The 18,752-nt window shown below is 75.0% G+C and carries 15 protein-coding genes; 7 read left to right on the top strand and 8 right to left on the bottom strand.

Annotated features, from left to right (window positions below; genetic code table 11):
- Positions 1-54: 54 nt before the first annotated feature.
- The gene (locus OG559_RS06250) at positions 55-960 is read right to left on the bottom strand and encodes an RDD family protein (protein ID WP_405113345.1); all 906 of its coding nucleotides are present in this window, start codon (positions 958-960) and stop codon (positions 55-57) included.
- Positions 961-1,001: 41 nt separating this feature from the next.
- Here OG559_RS06250 and OG559_RS06245 point away from each other — a divergent pair, with 41 nt between their 5' ends.
- Positions 1,002-2,015 (top strand): stage II sporulation protein M, encoded by a 1,014-nt coding sequence (locus OG559_RS06245; protein ID WP_405113343.1) that lies wholly within the window; start codon positions 1,002-1,004, stop codon positions 2,013-2,015.
- Here the strand turns inward: OG559_RS06245 and OG559_RS06240 are convergent.
- The 5 genes from OG559_RS06240 to OG559_RS06220 are packed head-to-tail and all read right to left on the bottom strand — an operon-like array spanning position 1,993 to position 7,265.
- Positions 1,993-3,303, bottom strand: a complete 1,311-nt coding sequence (locus OG559_RS06240; protein ID WP_405113341.1) for a DUF58 domain-containing protein — start codon at positions 3,301-3,303, stop codon at positions 1,993-1,995. The genes OG559_RS06245 and OG559_RS06240 overlap by 23 nt on opposite strands.
- Positions 3,300-4,292, bottom strand: a complete 993-nt coding sequence (locus OG559_RS06235) for an AAA family ATPase (RefSeq protein ID WP_405113339.1) — start codon at positions 4,290-4,292, stop codon at positions 3,300-3,302. The genes OG559_RS06240 and OG559_RS06235 overlap by 4 nt, the downstream gene beginning before the upstream one ends.
- A complete protein-coding gene (locus OG559_RS06230) occupies positions 4,289-5,839 on the bottom strand; it encodes a DUF4350 domain-containing protein (protein WP_405113337.1) in 1,551 nt (516 codons plus the stop codon). Before OG559_RS06230 ends, OG559_RS06235 begins: the two co-directional genes overlap by 4 nt.
- Entirely contained in the window at positions 5,836-6,417 is a 582-nt protein-coding gene (locus OG559_RS06225) for a DUF4129 domain-containing protein (protein ID WP_405113335.1), read from the bottom strand. Before OG559_RS06225 ends, OG559_RS06230 begins: the two co-directional genes overlap by 4 nt.
- On the bottom strand, positions 6,414-7,265 hold the full coding sequence (locus OG559_RS06220; protein WP_405113333.1) for a hypothetical protein: 852 nt from the start codon (positions 7,263-7,265) through the stop codon (positions 6,414-6,416). Before OG559_RS06220 ends, OG559_RS06225 begins: the two co-directional genes overlap by 4 nt.
- Before the next feature lie 203 nt (positions 7,266-7,468).
- Between OG559_RS06220 and mtrA the strand changes: the two genes are divergently transcribed.
- The 5 genes from mtrA to hpf all read left to right on the top strand — a co-directional run bounded on the left by mtrA (position 7,469) and on the right by hpf (position 13,330).
- Positions 7,469-8,158 carry an MtrAB system response regulator MtrA gene (gene mtrA / locus OG559_RS06215; RefSeq protein ID WP_350886704.1) on the top strand — a complete coding sequence of 230 codons (690 nt, stop codon included), beginning with the start codon at positions 7,469-7,471 and terminating at the stop codon, positions 8,156-8,158.
- Between the two features lie 13 nt (positions 8,159-8,171).
- A complete protein-coding gene (gene mtrB, locus OG559_RS06210) occupies positions 8,172-9,926 on the top strand; it encodes an MtrAB system histidine kinase MtrB (protein ID WP_405113330.1) in 1,755 nt (584 codons plus the stop codon).
- The gene (locus OG559_RS06205; protein ID WP_405113328.1) at positions 9,923-11,734 is read left to right on the top strand and encodes an LpqB family beta-propeller domain-containing protein; all 1,812 of its coding nucleotides are present in this window, start codon (positions 9,923-9,925) and stop codon (positions 11,732-11,734) included. Before mtrB ends, OG559_RS06205 begins: the two co-directional genes overlap by 4 nt.
- Positions 11,735-11,743: 9 nt before the next feature.
- Positions 11,744-12,460 (top strand): ComF family protein, encoded by a 717-nt coding sequence (locus OG559_RS06200; protein ID WP_405113326.1) that lies wholly within the window; start codon positions 11,744-11,746, stop codon positions 12,458-12,460.
- Positions 12,461-12,712: 252 nt separating this feature from the next.
- Positions 12,713-13,330: a ribosome hibernation-promoting factor, HPF/YfiA family gene (gene hpf, locus OG559_RS06195; protein ID WP_405113324.1), complete on the top strand. Its 618-nt coding sequence runs from the start codon at positions 12,713-12,715 to the stop codon at positions 13,328-13,330.
- Between the two features lie 34 nt (positions 13,331-13,364).
- On the opposite strand, the gene OG559_RS06190 is transcribed toward hpf, so the two are convergent.
- A complete protein-coding gene (locus tag OG559_RS06190) occupies positions 13,365-14,483 on the bottom strand; it encodes a GNAT family N-acetyltransferase (RefSeq protein ID WP_405113322.1) in 1,119 nt (372 codons plus the stop codon).
- Positions 14,480-15,649 carry a GNAT family N-acetyltransferase gene (locus OG559_RS06185; RefSeq protein ID WP_405113320.1) on the bottom strand — a complete coding sequence of 390 codons (1,170 nt, stop codon included), beginning with the start codon at positions 15,647-15,649 and terminating at the stop codon, positions 14,480-14,482. Before OG559_RS06185 ends, OG559_RS06190 begins: the two co-directional genes overlap by 4 nt.
- Before the next feature lie 160 nt (positions 15,650-15,809).
- On the opposite strand from OG559_RS06185, the gene secA reads away from it, so the two are divergent.
- Positions 15,810-18,731 (top strand): preprotein translocase subunit SecA, encoded by a 2,922-nt coding sequence (gene secA / locus OG559_RS06180; protein WP_405113318.1) that lies wholly within the window; start codon positions 15,810-15,812, stop codon positions 18,729-18,731.
- Positions 18,732-18,752: the final 21 nt, after the last annotated feature.

Raw genomic sequence — 18,752 nt, 5'->3', positions numbered from 1 at the left:
CGCGACGTCGGACCCGCCCGCGTGGGCGTGCCGTCCGGCCCGCGTACCGGCGGCTCAGTCGCCGGTCCCGGCGGCCCGCGGCCCACCCCCGGCCGGTGCCGGAGTCAGCTCCGGCCACAGCGTCGCGGTGTGGGTCCGGGCCCGGTGCAGCCGGTGGGTCGCCCGGCGGTGCCGCTCGGCCAGCACGGTGGCCAGGCACAACCCCTGCGGTAGGCCGGCCGGCGGTGGCGGTGTCGTCACGGCTGCCACCTCCGCCCAGAGCGCCCCGGCCAGCCGGGACCGGGCCGGCTCGGCGAACCGGTGCGCCCGGGTGACGTACTGCCGGACGGCCAGCGCGAGGTCGTCGTCGAGGCGGGTGAGGTCCAGCGCGTACGCCCAACCGGCCAGCGCCGGGGCCAGCAGCGGGGCGGGCCGCCAGGCGGTGGCGACGCGGGTGTGCACCACCATCGTGCCGGCCACCAGGTCGCCGAGCCGCCGGCCCCGCCGGTCGGTGAGCATCACCGCCACGCTCGCCACCCAGCTCAGCAGGGGCAGCACCAGGCCGGGCCACTCCACGGCCACTCCGACCAGGGCCCGGGTCAGCGACTGCCGCAGCCCCACCGGCCCGCCGTCGACCCGGACCACCCGCAGCCCGACCACCAGCTTGCCGGGCGTGCGGCCCCCGGCGAACCGCTCCCACAGCGTCGGGTAGCCGACCAGGACCAGGATCGCCCCGACGGTCTGCAGCGCGCCGCTGAGCGCCGCGTCCGCGAGCCCGGCGGGTAACACGGCCACCGCCGCCGACAGGCAGACCGCCAGGACCACCGCGATCACCGCCTGCGCCACCAGGTCGAGCAGGAGCGCCAGCACCCGGGAGCCGATTCGGGCGGCCCGGACGTCCAGCGCCACGGCCTCGCCGCTGACCAGGCCGGCGTCCCCGCCGGACGCGCCGGCGACCGGTGCCGGTGGTTGCGCGTTCACCAGCACAGTGAACACTATGGTCGCCGGACGGGGGAGGACCAGTGGATCTCGACGCGTACGTCGCCGAGCACCGGGGCGGGTGGCACCGGCTGAAGGAGCTGTCGGGCCGGCGTCGACTATCCGCCGCCGAGGCCGACGAGCTGGTCGCGCTCTACCAGCGGGCCGCCACCCACCTGTCGGTGCTGCGCAGCCGCTCGCCCGAGCCCGGGCTCGTCGCCGAGCTCTCCCAGCTCGTGCTGCGGGCCCGTGGCCGGATCACCGGCCGGCCCCGCCCGTCGTGGGCCGCCGTCGGGCGGTTCCTGCTGGTCGGCTTCCCCGGGGCGGTCTACCGGGCCTGGCCGTGGTGGTGCGCGGTGGCGACCGGTTTCAGCCTGCTCAGCGGCTTCCTCATCTGGTACGTCGCCGGGCACCCGGACACCGCCGCCGCGTTCGTCGGCGAGGAGGCCGCCGTCGAGCTGGTCCGGTCCGGGTTCGCCGGCTACTACACCGAGTTCTCCGCGCCGACCTTCGCCTTCCACCTGTGGACGCACAACGCCTGGCTGGCCGCCCAGTGCCTCGCCTCCGGGGTGCTGGTCGTGCCGGTGCTCTGGCTGCTCTGGCAGAACGCGCTCAACCTCGGGGTGGTCGGTGGGGTGATGGTCTCCTACGGCCGGGCCGACGTGTTCTTCGGCATGATCACCCCGCACGGCCTGCTGGAGCTCACCGGGGTCTTCGTGGCCGCCGGGGTCGGGCTGCGCACGGCGTGGGCCTGGATCGCGCCGCCGCCCCGGCTCACCCGGGGTCGGGCGGTGGCCGAGGCCGGCCGCTCCGCCGTGCTGGCCGCGGTGGGCCTGGTCGGCGTGTTCGCGGTCTCCGCCGGCCTGGAGGCGTTCGTCACCCCGGCCCCGCTGCCGGCCGTGCTCCGCATCGGCGTCGGCGCGGCCGTCTGGCTCGCCTTCCTCGCGTACGTCGTCGTGCTCGGCCGCCGGGCGGTCGGTGGGAGCGGCGTCCGGGCAAGTGCCACCGCCGGGTCCACGGTCGACGCCTCGGGGCTCAGAGCCGGCCGAGGGACTTGAGGCGGAGGTAGGCGTCGGCCACCTCCGGGGCCAGCCGGTCCGCCGGGGCGTCCAGCACCGTGACGCCGTACCGGGTCAGGGCGGCGCGGAGGCGGTCCCGCTCGGCCAGGGCGCGCCAGGCCGCCGCGGCGGCGTACGCGTCGGCGGGCCGGCCCGGTGCGGCGGTGGTCAGCGCGGTGAGCACGGGGTCGTGGGTCGCGGCGACGATCACCCGGTGCCGGGCGGCCAGCCGGGGCAACACCGGCAGCAGCCCCTCACCGAGCGCCCCGGCCTCCAGCGCGGTGAACAGCACCACCAGGCTGCGTTGCCGCTTCCGGCGCAGCACCTCGCCGGCGATCAGCGCGAAGTCGGTCTCCACCAGCGCCGGCTGGAGCGGGGCGACCGCGTCCACCAGCCGGGCCAGCAGCGCCGGCCGGCCCGCGCCGGTCACCACGGTCCGGACCACGGCGTCGGCGGCGATCAGGTCGACCCGGTCGCCGGCGCGGGCGGCCAGCGCGGTGAGCAGCAGCGCGGCGTCGAGGAAGGTGTCCAGCCGGGGCTCGTCGCCGATCCGCGCCGCCGAGGTCCGCCCGGTGTCGAGGACGCAGACCAGCCGCCGGTCCCGCTCCGGGCGCCAGGTACGCACCAGCACGTCGGAACGGCGGGCGCTGGCCCGCCAGTCGATCGAGCGGACGTCGTCGCCGACGACGTACTCGCGCAGCGTGTCGAACTCGGTGCCCTCGCCCCGGCCCCGGGTCACCTGGGTGCCGTCGATCACCCGCAGCCGGGCCAGCTTCTCCGGCAGGTGCCGGCGGGAGTCGAAGCGGGGCAGCACCCGCAGCGTCCACGCCGGGGTGGCGGGGCGGCCGGCGCGCTGCCGGAACGCCAGCCGCAGCGGCCCGTACGAGCGGACGGTCAGCGCGACCGCCGGCCGGTCGCCGCGCCGTGCCGGGGTGAGCCGGGTCGGCAGGTCGACGCCCGCCCCCGGGTCCAGCCGGACGACCTGCTCCGGCGGCACGTCCGGCCGCGCTCCGGCCGACGGCACCCACTCGTCCCGGACCCGGGCGCGCAGCGTACGGGCCGAGGCGTTGGTCAGCCGCAGGGTGACGGTCGCGGTGCCGCCCAGGCGGACCCGCCGGTCCCCGTCCCGGTCGGCCGCGATCCCGGTCGGCGGCGCGGCCAGCGCCCAGTCGACGGCGGTCAGCGCCAGCACGGCCACGGTCATCAGGGCCACCCCGACGAACGGCGCCGGCCACAGTGGCAGGGTGGCGGCACCCGCCCCCAGCAGCGCCGCCGCCCGCCAGGTCATCGCGGCGTCGGCACGGTGGCCAGCACCGTGTCCAGCACCGCGTCCACCCCGACGCCCTCCAACTCCACCTCCGGGCGCAGCCGCAGCCGGTGCCGCAGAGTGGGGCGGGCGACGGCCTTCACGTCATCGGGGGTGACGTGGTCCCGGCCGGCCAGCCAGGCCCACGCCTTCGCGGTGGCGAGCAGGCCGGTCGCGCCCCGGGGGGAGGCGCCCAGTTCCAGCGCCGGCACGGCCCGGGTGCCCCGGCACAGGTCCACAACGTAGCCGAGCACCGGTTCGGCCACGTACACCCGGCCGACCGCCGCCCGGGCGGCGGCCAGGTCGTCGGCGGTGGCCACCGGCCGTACGCCGGCCGCGGCCAGGTCGCGCGGGTCGAACCCGGCGTGGTGCGCCCGGAGCACCCCCAGTTCCTCGTCCCGGCTGGGCAGCGGCACGGTGAGCTTGAGCAGGAATCGGTCGAGCTGCGCCTCCGGCAGCGGGTAGGTGCCCTCGTACTCGATGGGGTTCTGGGTGGCGGCCACGATGAACGGCTCCGGCAGCGGCCGGCGCTCGCCCTCCACCGACACCTGCCGCTCCTCCATCACCTCCAGCAGCGCGGACTGGGTCTTCGGCGGGGTCCGGTTGATCTCGTCGGCGAGCAGCAGGTTGGTGAAGACCGGCCCCTCGCGGAAGGTGAACGCGGCGGTGCGCGGGTCGAAGATCAGCGACCCGGTGACGTCGCCGGGCATCAGGTCCGGGGTGAACTGCACCCGCTTGCTGGTCAGGTCGAGGGCGGCGGCGATGGTCCGGACCAGCAGCGTCTTGGCCACCCCGGGCACCCCCTCCAGCAGCACGTGCCCCCGGCAGAGCAGGGCGAGCACCAGGCCGGTGACCACCCCGTCCTGCCCGACGACCGCCTTGGCCACCTCGGCGCGCAGCCGGTGCAGGGCGGCGCGGGCGTCGTCCGGGCCGGCGGTCGGCGGCTCGGCGGTTCCGGCGGGTCGGGTCACCGGGGGTCCTCCTTCGGCGGGGCGGAACGGGGGCGGGGGACGGCCGTCGGCCGGTCGGGGCCGGGCGGGTCGGCCGGTGGGTCGGTGGCGGCCGGTGGGTCGGGGCGGGGCGGGTCGGCCGGTGGGTCGGGGTGGGGCGGGTCCGGTGGACGCGGGCCGGCGTCCGCCCGGGCCGCCTCGGGCGTCCCCGCGACGGTACGGGTCAGCAGGTCCAGCGAGCGGGCCAGGTCCAGCAGTTCGCGGTCGGTGGTCGGCTCGTCGCCGTACAGCAGGTCGTGGGCCTGCGCGGCGGTGCCGCCGGCCCGCGCGGCGACGGCGGCGGCCACCGAGTCGGGGGGTGGGTCGGCGGGCAGGTTGAGCCGGGGCAGCAGCCGGGCCAGGGCGGCGGAGCGCAGCGTGTCGGCGGCCGGGCCCCGGGCGCGGGCCCGTTGGTAGAGCCGGGCCCGGCCGAGCACCGTCTCGGCCGAGCGGACGGCCACCGGCAGCGGTTCGGCCACCGGCGGGCCGAGCCTGCGGGCCCGCCAGAGCACCAGCAGCAGCGCGGCCAGGGCGAGCTGCGTCAGCAGGGCCCAGAACCAGGCGGGGAAGGCCGTCCAGAGCGGGTTGGGCGGGGACTGGCCGTCGGCGGCGGATTCCCTGTCGCCACGGTCGTCGCCGGACCCGCCCGGTCCGTTGCCGCCGCCGGGCGGCCCGTCGTCGGCGGTCCCGCCGCCGGGGCTCTCGCGATCGGCCGGCCAGCTCGGTCCGTCGCCGCCGCCGGGCCGCGGTGGGGGCGGGGCGGGGCCGTCCAGGTCGAGCCAGACCACCCGGCCGGTCGTGCCGAGCAGGCCGGTGGCCAACTCCCGGTTGCCCCGCTCGTCGATCCGGTCGTTGCGGAACGGGTCGCTGGCCCCGATCACCACGGTCTCGGTCGACCCGGGCACCCGGGCCAGCCCGGCGGCGTAGCAACGGTCCACGGCCGTCCCGGACCGGCCGGGCGGGACGGCGTAGCGCTGCCGCTCGGCGGCGGCGACCCCGGCGCGGGCCGCCTCGGGCAGCGCGCAGGGCCGCCCGTCGGCGTCCGGGCCGACCGCCCGGGTGGCCCACCGCCGGCCGGCGGGGACCAGGGGCAGGCCGGCGGCCTCCAGCACCTGCCGGGGCGGGTCGACCAGCACGAGTCGGGTCCGGCCGGGCAGGTCGCGCAGCGCGCCGAGGGTGTCCGGGTGCAGCAGTCCCGGCGCGGGCACGAAGAGCGTCGCCCGGCCGGCGGTGGCCAGCATCGCCCGCAGCGGGTCGGTCTCCCGCTGCACGACGACGCCCCGGTCGTGCAGCGCGTCGGCGAGCCGGCTGCCGCCGTCCGCGTCGGTGGCGACCGGGGAGAGGAATCCCGGCTCGGTGGGGTCGGGCTGGTCCACGGCGTGGGTGACCACGGTGATCGTGATCAGCAGCCCGGCCAGTCCCAGCGGGATCGCCAGCCGGTGCCAACGCCGGCGGCGCGGTGCGGCGGCGGGTGCCGCTGTGGTGGGTGCCGGTGCGGCGGGCCCGGTGTGGTGCGGCACGGCGGTCACGCCCGCTCACCGCCCTGCGGGGCCGGGGCCGTGAGGACCAGGTGCAGTTCGGCGGCCAACTCCCGCATCCGGTGGTCGTGCTCGGCGGCGGCCGGGCGCTGGGCGTACCAGAGGTCGGAGAAGATCCCGGCGGCGGCGGCGAGCGGCGGGCCGACCGGGGGACAGCATGCCGTGGCAGCCGAGGTCAGCTCCGCGACCGTCATTCCCGGGCGCTGCTCCACCACCCGCCGGGCCGCCAGTTCGCCGAGCATGCCGCGTAGCCGCTCCCGGACCGCCTCGGCGTAGCGGCCCTGCGCCGCCAGCCGGTCGGCCAGGGGACCGGCCCCGTCCGGCGGGGCGGCGTCCGGCGCGGGCGCCGCCGCCTCGGCGGTGGCCGGGCCGGTGCCCCGGTGCCGCCGGAGCCGGGGCCGCCGGGCCCGCCGGAGCCGGGGCAGCCGGCGGGGCACCCAGGCCGGGTGGTGGTACCAGCCGAGCGCGACCAGCCCGGCTGCCAGCAGCAGGAGCAGCGCGGCCAGCGGCAGCGGCAGGCGGTCGCCCAGCGCGGCCGTGGTCTCGGTCCACCATCGGCTCGGGCTCATCGGTCGGCCGCCAGCAGCGCCGGCTCGCCGAGTCCCGCCGGGGCCCGGGAGAGCCGGATGTCCAGCCCTTCGGTGCGCATCCGGCCCTCCAGGTGCAGGACCGCGTCGAGGCAGGCCAGCGCCGGGTAGGCGACGCCGTTCACGCCGGCCCAGATCGCGCCGGAGACCGGCACGGCCCAGGCCGGGTCGGTGAGGGCCGCGAGGCCCAGCGAGCGCAGCCCGTAGAAGACGCCCAGGCCCAACCCGACCCGGACGATCCACCAGGCCAGGTAGCCGAGGAGGCGGATGGCGGCGGCCCGGCAGCCGGTGCGCAGCGCGAGGGCGGCGGCGCGCAGCGGCGCCCGGGCGGCGGCGACCCGGTCCACGACCAGCGCCGACGCGACCGAGCCCAGCAGCGCCCAGGCGACCACCCAGCCCGGCCCGAGCAGGGCCGCCACGAGCATGACCGCGCCGACCCCGGCGGCCAGCAGCGCGGTCGCCCCCGGCCGGGCCCCGGCGGGCCGGACCAGCTCGCCCGGGCCGGCGGTACGACCCAGCAACGCCGCCCCGGCGGCCCGGGCGGCCGGGTTGCCGAGCAGCAGGACGATCACCGCCTCGGTGGCCGCCCCCACCGCCAGCAGCCCCCAGTACGGGGCGAGCTGGTCCAGCTGCAACGCGAAGCCGGGCGGCCCGGCCCCGGCGGCGACCCGCAGGGGGTGCAGCAGGAACTGCTCGGCGGTGGCGAGGACGAGCGCGGCCGGGATCAGCACCCGGGCGTGCCCGCGCAGCAGCAGAACGGCGGAGTCGAGCAGCTCCCCGACGGTCAGCGGCCGGCGCGGGAGCACGGCGGTCGGGCCGGCATCTGGCACGCGTACTCCCCGGGGACGGCTGGCGATGGCCGGGGCTCAGCGGCACCCGCACCGGTCATGGTGACACGACCCCGCGCGCTGGACGTGCGGTGGACGGCCAACCGGCAGTACCGTGCCGGGTGACGCCGATCCCGGCGAACCGCCGACGCCGTCAGGGTGACGCCGGTCCCACCGAGACGAACGGGGATGGAAGTATAAATCCCATGAGAGCCCGGGTACTGGTGGTCGACGACGACCCCGCGCTCGCCGAGATGCTCGGCATCGTCCTGCGTAGCGAGGGCTTCCTGCCCTCGTTCGTCGCCGACGGGGAACGGGCGCTGGCCGCGTTCCGGGAGAGTCGGCCCGATATCGTCCTGCTCGACCTGATGCTGCCCGGAATGAGCGGTATCGACGTGGCCCGGGCGATCCGCGGCGAGTCCGGCGTGCCCATCGTGATGCTCACGGCGAAGAGCGACACCGTCGACGTGGTGCTCGGGCTGGAGTCCGGTGCCGACGACTACGTGGTCAAGCCGTTCAAGCCCAAGGAGTTGGTGGCCCGGATGCGGGCCCGGCTGCGCCGGGGCGAGGACGTGGCACCGGAGATGCTGACCATCGGGCCGCCCGGCAACCAGATCAGCATCGATGTGCCGGCGCACACCGTCAGCCGCAACGGCGAGGAGGTGAAGCTGACGCCGCTGGAGTTCGACCTGCTGGTCGCGCTCGCCCGCAAGCCGCGTCAGGTGTTCACCCGGGAGGTGCTGCTGGAACAGGTCTGGGGATACCGGCACGCCGCCGACACCCGGCTGGTCAACGTGCACGTGCAGCGGTTGCGGGCCAAGATCGAGCCGGACCCGGAGCGACCGGAAATCATCCTCACCGTCCGGGGCGTGGGCTACAAGGCCGGCACCGGATAGCCTGGGTCGCACTGTGACCACCTCCCCGACGTCCGGTCCCTCACCCGCGGTCACCCGCCGGCCACCCGCCGCGTGGGAGCTGTGGCGTGTGCTGGCCGGAAGGGTGGCCCGGCTGGTGGCCGGCGTGCGACAGACCTGGCGCCGCTCGTTGCAGGTCCGGGTGGTGACCATCACGCTGGTCACCTCCAGCCTGCTCGTCGGCGGGTTCGCGTACCTGATCGCCGACAAGATCACCAACATCCTGGTGGAGAACGCCGAGACCGACGTCCGGCTCCGGCTCAGCAGCGGCAGCGCCTACGCGGCCAAGCAGTTCAGCCTCTACAGCCAGGCACAGGAGGCCCAGCTCCAGGACACCATCGACGGCACGGTCAACTACCTGGCCGGCGGGGACCCGCAGCAGACCAGCGGGGTGGTGGTCGGGATCATCGCCGACGACTACACCGGCATCATCGAGCCGCGCTTCTCCCCGGACGTGGAGGTCGGCCCGCTGATCAGCCGCGAGCTGCGGGCCACGGTCGCCGGGGGCAAGATCGCCAGCCAGATCCGCACCGGCCGGCTGGCCGCCGACTCCACGAAATACCTGGTGTACGGCTCGCCGGTGCCGACCCGCTTCGGCCAGGTGGAGCTGTACTACCTGGTGCCACTGACCCGCCAGGACGCCACGGCGGCGGACGCCCGGGCCACCGTGGTGGCCACCGGGGCGGCGCTGGTGCTCCTGCTCGGCCTGCTCGCCGCCCTGGTCACCCGGCTGGTGGTGACGCCGGTGCGGGTGGCCGCCCGGACGGCCCAGCGGCTCTCCGCCGGCCTGCTCGACCAGCGGATGGTGGTCAACGGGGAGGACGACCTGGCACTGCTGGCCGCGTCGTTCAACCAGATGGCCACCAACCTGCAACGGCAGATTCTCCGGCTGGAGGAGATGTCCCGGTTGCAGCGCCGCTTCACCTCCGACGTCTCCCACGAGCTGCGTACCCCGCTGACCACGGTCCGGATGGCCGCCGACCTGATCTTCGCCGAGCGGGACGAGTTCGACCCGGCGGTGGCTCGTAGCGCCGAGCTGCTCCAGGCCGAGCTGGACCGGTTCGAGGAGCTGCTCACCGACCTGCTGGAGATCAGCCGCTTCGACGCCGGGTTCGCCATGCTGGACTCCGAGCCGACCGACCTGGTGCCGGTGGTGCACCGGGTCGCCGACCGGCTGGCCGGGCTGGCCGAGCGGGTCGGGGTGGCCATCGAGCTGGATGTGCCCGACGCCCCGGTGATCGCCGAGGTGGACCCGCGCCGGGTCGAGCGGGTGCTGCGCAACCTGGTCGGCAACGCCGTCGAGCACGGCGAGGCCAAGCCCGTCCTGATCACCCTCGGGCACGACCAGACAGCGGTCGCGATCACCGTCCGGGACCACGGGGTGGGGCTCAAGCCGGGGGAGGAGAAGCTGGTCTTCAACCGGTTCTGGCGGGCCGACCCGTCCCGGGCCCGGCAGACCGGGGGCACCGGTCTCGGCCTGTCCATCAGCCTGGAGGACGCCCGGCTGCACGGCGGCTGGCTGGAGGCGTGGGGCGCGCCGGGACAGGGCGCCCAGTTCCGACTGACCCTGCCGGCCCGGGCCGGCGACCGGCTGACCACGTCCCCGCTGAGGCTGGTCCCCGGCGACGCGGCCCTGCCGTTCGGCGGCCCCCGGGACGGCGGGCTGCTCGCCATCGGCTCCGGAACCGGGGGCGCGCTGGCCATCGGGCCCGCCCCGGCCGCCGGCGACCGCGCGGAGGTGGGGTCGTGACGCCGCGCCGCCGGCTCGCCGCGCCCCTCGCCGGGCTGCTCCTGCTCACCGGGATCGCCGGCTGCGGCATCCCCAAGGAGTCCGAGGTCAGGGTCGACGGGCAGGTGACCGCCGCCAGGTCCGGCTCGTCGAGCTACCGCCGGGACGAGCCACCGGGCCCCGCCGCCAGCGGCACCGACCGCAAGGCCTTCGTCACGAACTTCCTCTCCGCCGCCGCCGGTGAGGCGGACCGGGCCTACTACCGGGTCAAGCAGTTCGTCGCCCCGGACGGGCGCAGCCGGATCCAGGAGAAGCAGCCCAGCGAGGTGGCTCTCACCGTGGTGCGACTGCGCGAGACGCCGGTGATCACCGAGACCACGGACGGCATCAAGGTCACCCTCCGGGTGCAGCAGATCGGCCTGTTGCGCGCCGACGGCACGTTGGTGCCGCCGGTGGCCACCGACACCGAGTACAAGTTCAAGCTGAGCGCCGCCCAGGAGGACAAGCCGGACGCCGGCTGGTACGTCAAGGACCCGCCGCCGAACGTGCTGCTGCTCAGCGACGACGCGCTGCGGCAGTACTACCAGACCCACACCGTCTACTTCTGGAACACCGACCGCACCCGGCTGGTGCCCGACCAGCGCTACCTGCCCCTGGCCGTGCCCGACGAGCGGCGGGTCACCGAGGTGGTGAAGTGGCTGACGGCCGGGCCGTCGGAGTGGCTGGGGTCGGGGACGCGCCGGCTGCCGGACGGCACCCGCCTGATCAACAACGCGACCGAGTCGGACGGGCAGTGGGAGGTCAACCTCGACATGCCCGTCGACGCGGACGACAAGCGGGTCGAGCAGTTCGTCGACCAGCTCGCCTGGTCGCTGCCGGAGCTGGACGGCCAACTGGAGCTGAAGATCCACAACCAGTCCCGGAAGAAGGTGCCCGACCTCGCCGCGCACCGCCGGGCGAATCCGGCGTACCCGGTCACCGGCGACCCGCAGCGGTTCTGCGTCTACGACGGGGCGGTCCACCCGCTCACCTTCGCCGGCGAGGCGAGCGGCCGGGTGCCGGTCGTGGCGGCGTACAACAAGAGTGTCGTGTCGGCCGGGTTCAGCCGCTCCGACGACACTGTGCTGGCCGCCCTGGTGACGGCCGGGCCGGACCAGCGGCAGCGGCTCACGGTCGGCGCCGGCGCGGAGCCGGTCAGCGTCTTCCAGCGCAGCCCCCATTCGTACGCCTCGATGGGCCGGCCGGTCTGGCTGCGCTCGCCCGACCCGGAACGCCCGCAGGGGCTGGTGGTGGCCGACGGCCAGCTCTACCGGTTCGACGGGAACGCCCAGCTCCGGGTGCTGCCGCTGACCGTCGAGGGCGAGGTGACGGCGGTGGCCGCCTCGCTGGACGGGCACCGGATCGCGGCGATCGTCGGAGGCAACCTGTACGTCGCGGCGGTCAACCTGAACGGCGGTGTGGTCTCCGTGGGCCCGGCCCGCCGGCTGGTCACCTCGCTGACCGACCTCTCCGCGGTCGACTGGGCGACGGAGAACAGCCTGGACCTGGCCGGGTCGGTGGGGCGGCCGGCGGTCTACCAGATCAGCGTGGACGGTGCCCTGGAGACGGCGCTGCGTAACGACGTCGGTGCCCGGGTGACCCACCTGTCGACGTACCCGCTCAACCCGGTGGTGCCGTTCTCCAGCGGGAACCTGATGTACGAGGCGAACGGGGTGGCGTACCGGAACAACCCGTTCGACACCATCAAGCGGGACCAGGTGTTGGAGGTGACCCCGCCGCCGGCCGGGGTACGGGCCGGCAACCCGACCGCCCCGTTCTTCCTCTACTGAGCGGGCGCGGTGCGCGGCGTCGGCGGGCTCTGGGCGGACCTCACCGACCTGGTGCTGCCGGTGGAGTGCGCCGGCTGCCGGGACCGCACGGCGAGCGTCCGGCGCGGGTTCTGCCCCCGCTGCGTGGCGGCGCTGGAGGCGCTGGGCCCCCGCCCCGTACGTCCGACCCCCGCGCCGGCCGGCCTGCCGCCGTGCGTCGCTCTCGGCCCGTACGCCGGGCCGCTGCGGGAGGCGCTGCTGGCGTACAAGGAGCGGGGCCGGCACGGGCTGGCCCGGCCGCTGGGTGGGCTGCTCGCGGAGGTGGTGGCCGACGCGGTGGGCGGGACGAGGCCGGTGCTGCTGGCCCCGGTGCCGGACACGGCGGCGGCGGCCCGCGCCCGGTACGGCGACCACCTGGACCGGCTGGCCCGGCACGCGGCGCTCCGGCTGCGCCGGGCCGGGTGGCCGGTGCGGGTGGTCCGGCCGCTGCGGGCGCTGCCCCGGCCGGACTCGACCACCCTGGACCGCGCCGGCCGCGCCCGGGCGGTGGAGTCGGCGTTCCGGCCCCGCCCCGGGGCGGGGCCGCCCCGACCCCGCGTCGGCGTGCCGACGCCGGTGGTCGTGCTGCTCGACGACATCGTCACCACCGGGGTCACCCTGGCCGCCGCCGGTCGGGCGCTCAGCGCGACCGGCCTGTCACCGCAGGTCGCCGCGGTGCTCGCCGCGACCGAGAAACGGCGTCATTGATGACTTTTCGTGTTTGTGTTTCACCCGACCGTGTCCATCCTGTGAAAGTTCTGAGCCTTTGCGCGGCGGGGGGTGACTCGCGGACGAACAAGGGTTAGCGTTTTCGTGTCGGGGGTAGGAAGCCATTCCCACCCGCCCCCGGCGGTGAGAGGAGGCGGAGCCGCACTGACCCGGTCGACGCCGTACGGGCTTCCCAGAGGGCGAGCCGGCCGGGATTTCCGAATCGAAGGCCGTCCGAACAAGGGAGGTCACGTGGACATCGTGGTCAAGGGCCGCAACGTCGAGGTTCCGGATCATTACCGGGTGCACGTAGCCGAGAAGCTCGCGAAGATCGAACGTTACGATCACAAACTTATTCGTGTTGACGTCGAGTTGTTCCACGAGCGCAATCCACGCCAGTCCGACCATTGCCAACGGGTCGAGATAACGTGCGTTTCCCGTGGTCCGGTGATTCGGGCCGAGGCCTGCACCGACGATTTCTACAGCGCGCTCGACGCCGCGATAGCGAAGCTGGACAACCGGCTGCGCCGGGCGGCGGACCGCCGCCGGGTCCACCGGGGCCGGCACGCACCGATCTCCGTCGCGGCGGCCACCGCCGACCTGCCGGTGGCGGATCTCGGGTCCCCCATCGGCTCGGGAACGGCCACCGCCGTGGCGGAACGGGTCGAGGAGGAGCACGACGACCAGCCCTGGCACATCGCCCGGGCGAAGGTGCACCCCGCCGAGCCGATGACCGTCGACGACGCGCTGTTCCAGATGGAACTGGTCGGGCACGACTTCTACCTGTTCCACGACAAGGAGTCCGGCCGCCCCAGCGTCGTCTACCGCAGGCACGCCTACGACTACGGAATCATCTCCCTCGACGCCTGACCCCGACCGGCCGTTCCCCGCTGGCCCGCACGGGTCAGCGGGGAACGTCGGTGGCGAGCAGGGCGTAGATGAGAGAGTCGTACCGGGTGCCGTCCGGGCCGGGCAGCCGGCCGCGCAGCAGGCCCTCGCGGGAGAATCCGACCTTCTCCAGCACCCGCTGCGAGGCCACGTTCTCGGGGCGGGTGCCCGCCCAGATCCGCGCGATCCCGACCTCGTCGAACGCCCAGCCGGCGACGAGGCGGGCCGTCCGGGTGGCCAGGCCCCGGCCCCGCCCGGCGGGCAGCATGCTGTAGCCGATCATCGCCTGCCCGGTCGCCGGCTCGTCGTGGTGCAGCGCGCAGCCGCCGACCAGTTCACCCGTCGCCGCGTCCAGGATGGCCAGGTCGGCGGCGAACCCGGCCAACCAGCGGCTCCCCGCGAGGCGACAGCGCCGCTCGACGTCGGCGAGTGACGGCGGCTCCGGCGGGACCCGGTTGGCCACGACCTCGGGCAGGCTGTGCAGCCGGTACATCCCCGCCGCGTCGTCCACGCAGACCGGGCGCAGGGCCACCACGCCGTCGGTGAGCTGGCCGCCGGGCAGGTCGGGCAGGGTCCGGGTCACGGGGCCGGGCGGGTCGTCGGCCAGCCGCACCCAACAGACCCGGTCGTGCCGACCGCCGTCGCGGGCCGGGGTCGCCGCGCGGCGTACCCCCTCGTGCCGGAAGCCGGCGGCGAGCGCGACCCGCTGGCTGGCCGTGTTCTCCGGGTGGGTGAGCAGCTCCAGCCGGGCCGTGCCGTGCGCGAACGCCGCCGCGGCCATGGCCCGGGTCGCGGCGCTGGCCACCCCGCGCCCGCGCGCCCACGGCGCGAGCCAGTAGCCGATCTCCGCCTGTCCCCGCACCGGAACCGGGTTGCTCAGGCCGACGCCGCCGAGCAGCCGGTCGGTCGCCGGGTCCGCGACCGCGTACGCGGCCCCGCCGGTGGCCCGGGTCGCCGGGGCGCCCTCGGCGACCCACCACCGGGCGTCGGCCTCGGTGTACGGGCTCGGCAGGCCGGGCAGGAACCGCTGGGTGAGCGGGTCGGAGCAGGCCGACGCGGTGTCCGCGACGTCGTCGACGTGGAACGGCCGCAGCCGGACCCCCTCGGCCTCGACGGTGTCCGGCGGCGCGCTCACGTCAGGTCCCCGGGGAGCAGCGAGCCGGTCCAGGCGTCGCCCCGGGTGCCGTCGCGGAGGGTCAGTGCCGCCCGGGCCACGCCCTCCATGGTGAAGCCGGCCTTCTCCGCCGCCCGGCGGGAGGCGGTGTTGCCGACCAGCGCCCGCCACTCGACGCGGGCCAGGCCGAGCGTGGTGAAGCCCCAGGTGGCCAGGGCGGCGGTCGCGGCCGGCATGTACCCCCGGCCCCGGGCGTGTGGCGCGGTCATGAAGCCGACCGTGCCCTGCACCGGGTCGGCGGCGGAGATCCGCAGGTCGATCGAGGCGAGGTACCGGTCGTCGCCGTCGGCGACGGTGAAGTACGCCCCCGTGCCGCGCGCCCACGTCGCCTCGGCGACGTCCCGCTTGAACCCCTCGGCGTGCGTCCGCTCGTACGGGGCCGGCACCGTGGTCCACTCGATGGTGTGCGGGTCGCGGCAGGTTTCGGCGATCGCGTCCAGGTCGCGCTCCTCGATCGGCCGCAGCCGCAGCTCCCCGGCCCCGACGGTGGCGAACAGGGTGGGCTGCGCCCGGCCGAAGACGGCGGCCCGCCGGGCGTCCAGGGTTTCCGGTCCGGCCGGCCCGGGAGCGCCCGGTGTGGGCAGCTCGTAGGGGAGCAGGGAGCCGACCCAGGCCTCCCGCCGGCCGTCGGGCGTCGGGTGGGCCAGCCGCAGCTCGCCCTCGACCCGGAACCCGGCGCGCAGCGCGGCCAGCCGGGAGGCGTGGTTGCCGATCTCGGCCTGCCAGATCAGCCGGCGCAGCCCGAGCGCGTCGAACGCCCACCGGGCGACGGCCCGGGTGGCCTGGGCGGCGACGCCCCGACCCCGGGCCCAGGGGGCCACCCAGTAGCCGATCTCACCGGTGCCGCCCGCCTTGTCCAGCGCCACCAGCCCGCAGGAGGCCAGCAGTTCCCCGGTGGCGCCGTCGCAGACGGCGAACGGGGCACCGGTGTCGTCGCGCCAGGCCGCCGCGCTGAGTTCGGTGACGAACCCGTGGGCATGTTCGGGCAGGTACGGGCGGGGTACGGTGGTCCAGCGTTGGATGTCCGGATCCTGGCAGGCCCGGTGCACGGCGTCAGCGTCGGTTGCCTGCCAGGGTCGCAGCAGCAGACCGCTCTCGGTGAGTTCCACAGGTTCCACCCGAGCCATCGTGCCGGATCGTTCGCGCTGGGCGTAACCGGATATCCCGCCGCCGGCCTGCGGTCCGAGCGTTATGTCGGTTTCGGCCGATCGGACCGCCGCCACCAGTGACCATCGGGCCGACGGAGCGCCTACGATGGGTCGAGACTGTCTAGGGGAGCGTTGATCCGTGTCGATTCTGGAAAAGGTCCTCCGCGCGGGCGAGGGCCGTATGGTGCGCCGGCTGAAGGCCATCGCCGCCGCCGTCAACTCGATCGAGGACGACTACGTCAACCTCACCGATGACGAGTTGCGGGGGCTCACTGATCAGTACCGGGAGCGGCTGGCCGACGGTGAGACCCTCGACGACCTGCTGCCGGAGGCCTTCGCCGCGGTGCGCGAGGCGTCCGCCCGGGTGCTCGGCCAGCGGCCGTACGACGTCCAGGTGATGGGTGGGGCGGCGCTGCACTTCGGCAACATCGCCGAGATGAAGACCGGTGAGGGCAAGACCCTGACCTCGGTCATGGCGGTGTATCTCAACGCGCTGTCCGGCAAGGGCGTGCACGTGATCACGGTCAACGACTACCTGGCCCCGCGTGACGCCGCCTGGATGGGGCAGGTGCACAGGTTCCTCGGCCTCACCGTCGGCGTGGTGCTGCCCAACCGGCCGGCCAGCGAGCACCGCGCCGCGTACGAGTGCGACATCACCTACGGCACCAACAACGAGTTCGGCTTCGACTACCTGCGCGACAACATGGCCTGGTCGAAGGACGAGCTGGTCCAGCGGGGCCACAACTTCGCGGTGGTCGACGAGGTCGACTCGATCCTGATCGACGAGGCCCGGACGCCGCTGATCATCTCCGGCCCGGCCGAGCACTCGGCCCGTTGGTACGGCGAGTTCTCCGGTGTGGTGGCCCGGCTCCAGCCCGGCAAGGACGGCGAGGGCGACTACGAGGTCGACTACGCCAAGCGCACCATCGCGGTGACCGAGCGCGGCGTGGCGAAGGTGGAGGACCGGCTCGGCATCGACAACCTCTACGAGTCGGTGAACACCCCCCTCGTCGGTTACCTGAACAACGCCATCAAGGCCAAGGAGCTGTACAAGCGCGACAAGGACTACATCGTCAGCGACGGCGAGGTCCTGATCGTCGACGAGTTCACCGGCCGCATCCTGCACGGGCGCCGCTACAACGAGGGCATGCACCAGGCGATCGAGGCCAAGGAGGGGGTGGAGATCAAGCAGGAGAACCAGACCCTGGCCACCATCACCCTCCAGAACTACTTCCGCCTCTACGAGAAGCTCTCCGGCATGACCGGTACGGCCCAGACCGAGGCGGGCGAGTTCAACAAGGTCTACAACGTCGGCGTGGTGACCATCCCGACCCACCGGCCGATGGTCCGGCAGGACCGGGCCGACGTCATCTACAAGACCGAGAAGGCCAAGTTCAACGCGGTCGTCGAGGACATCGCCGAGCGGCACCAGGCCGGTCAGCCGGTGCTGGTCGGCACCGTCTCGGTGGAGAACTCCGAGATCATCTCCCAGCTGCTGCGCCGCCGGGGCATCCCGCACTCCGTGCTGAACGCCAAGTTCCACGCCAAGGAGGCGGAGATCGTCGCCCAGGCCGGGCGCAAGGGCGGGGTCACCGTGGCGACCAACATGGCCGGCCGGGGCACCGACATCCTGCTCGGCGGCAACCCCGAGTTCCTCGCCGCCAACGAGCTGCGCCAGCGCGGCCTCGACCCGGCGGAGAACGAGGAGGAGTACGCCAAGGCCATGGAGGAGGTCCTGCCCAAGTGGAAGCAGGCCTGCGAGGCCGAGGCGGAGGAGGTCGCGGGCGTCGGCGGGCTCTACGTGCTGGGTACCGAGCGGCACGAGTCCCGGCGGATCGACAACCAGCTGCGCGGTCGGGCCGGCCGGCAGGGTGACCCGGGCGAGTCCCGCTTCTACCTGTCCCTGCAGGACGAGCTGATGAAGCGGTTCCGGGCCGGCGCGGTCGAGGCGGTGATGGAACGCTTCAACATCCCCGAGGACGTGCCCATCGAGTCGAAGATGGTGACCCGTCAGATCAAGAGCGCCCAGGCCCAGATCGAGGGCCAGAACGCCGAGATCCGCAAGAACGTCCTGAAGTACGACGAGGTGCTCAACAAGCAGCGCCAGGTCATCTACGCCGAGCGCCTGCGGGTGCTCAACGGCGAGGACCTCTCCGACCAGGTCCGCAACATGATCGACGACGTGATCGGCGCGTACGTGATCGGCGCCACCAGCGACGGCTACGCCGAGGACTGGGACCTCGAACAGCTCTGGGCCAGCCTCAAGCAGCTCTACCCGGTGGGCATCGTACTGGCCGAGTTGGAGGAGGAGATCGGCTCCCGGGCCGGCTTCGACCAGGATCTCCTGCTCGCCCGCCTCAAGGAGGACGCGAACGCCGCCTACGACCGGCGCGAGGAGCAGCTCGGCGAGGAGGGCACCCGCGAGCTGGAGCGGATGGTGCTGCTTCAGGTCATCGACCGCAAGTGGCGTGAGCACCTCTACGAGATGGACTACCTCCAGGAGGGCATCAGCCTGCGGGCGTACGCCCAGCGCGACCCGGTGGTGGAGTACCAGCGCGAGGGCTTCGACATGTTCGCCACCATGATGGACGGCATCAAGGAGGAGACGGTCGGCTTCCTCTACAACCTGGAGGTCCAGGTCCAGGAGGCCGAGCCCGAGCCCGAGGCCGAGGAGGTGCAGCTGCTGGACAAGCCGGTGGAGATCCGGGCCAAGGGCCTGGGTCGCGCCCCCCAGCAGCAGGGCCTGCAGTACTCCGCGCCGACCATCGACGGTGAGGCCGGAGCCGGGGCGGTCGCCGTGGAGCGGGCCGAGGAGAAGGCCCCGCCGGTGCGTGCGGCCCGCTCCGAGCGACCGGCCCGGCCGGCGGCCCCGCCGGCCCCCGAGGCCCAGCGCCGCCCGGCTGCCTTCGGCGGGAGCGGGCAGGCCGTGGCGGCCAGCTCCGCCCGGCAGGCGGTTCCGGCCCGGGGAGAGGCCGGCGGCCCGTCGCGTAACGCGCCCTGCCCGTGCGGCTCCGGCCGCAAGTACAAGCGGTGCCACGGTGCCGCCAACGGCGGCAACTGACCCGTCCGGCGCCGCCGACAA

The sequence above is a fragment of the Micromonospora sp. NBC_01405 genome, from assembly GCF_045040155.1.
GTDB lineage: Bacteria > Actinomycetota > Actinomycetes > Mycobacteriales > Micromonosporaceae > Micromonospora.
The sequence above is the reverse complement of the archived record's forward strand: the minus strand, read 5'-3'. Positions and strand labels throughout refer to the sequence as shown.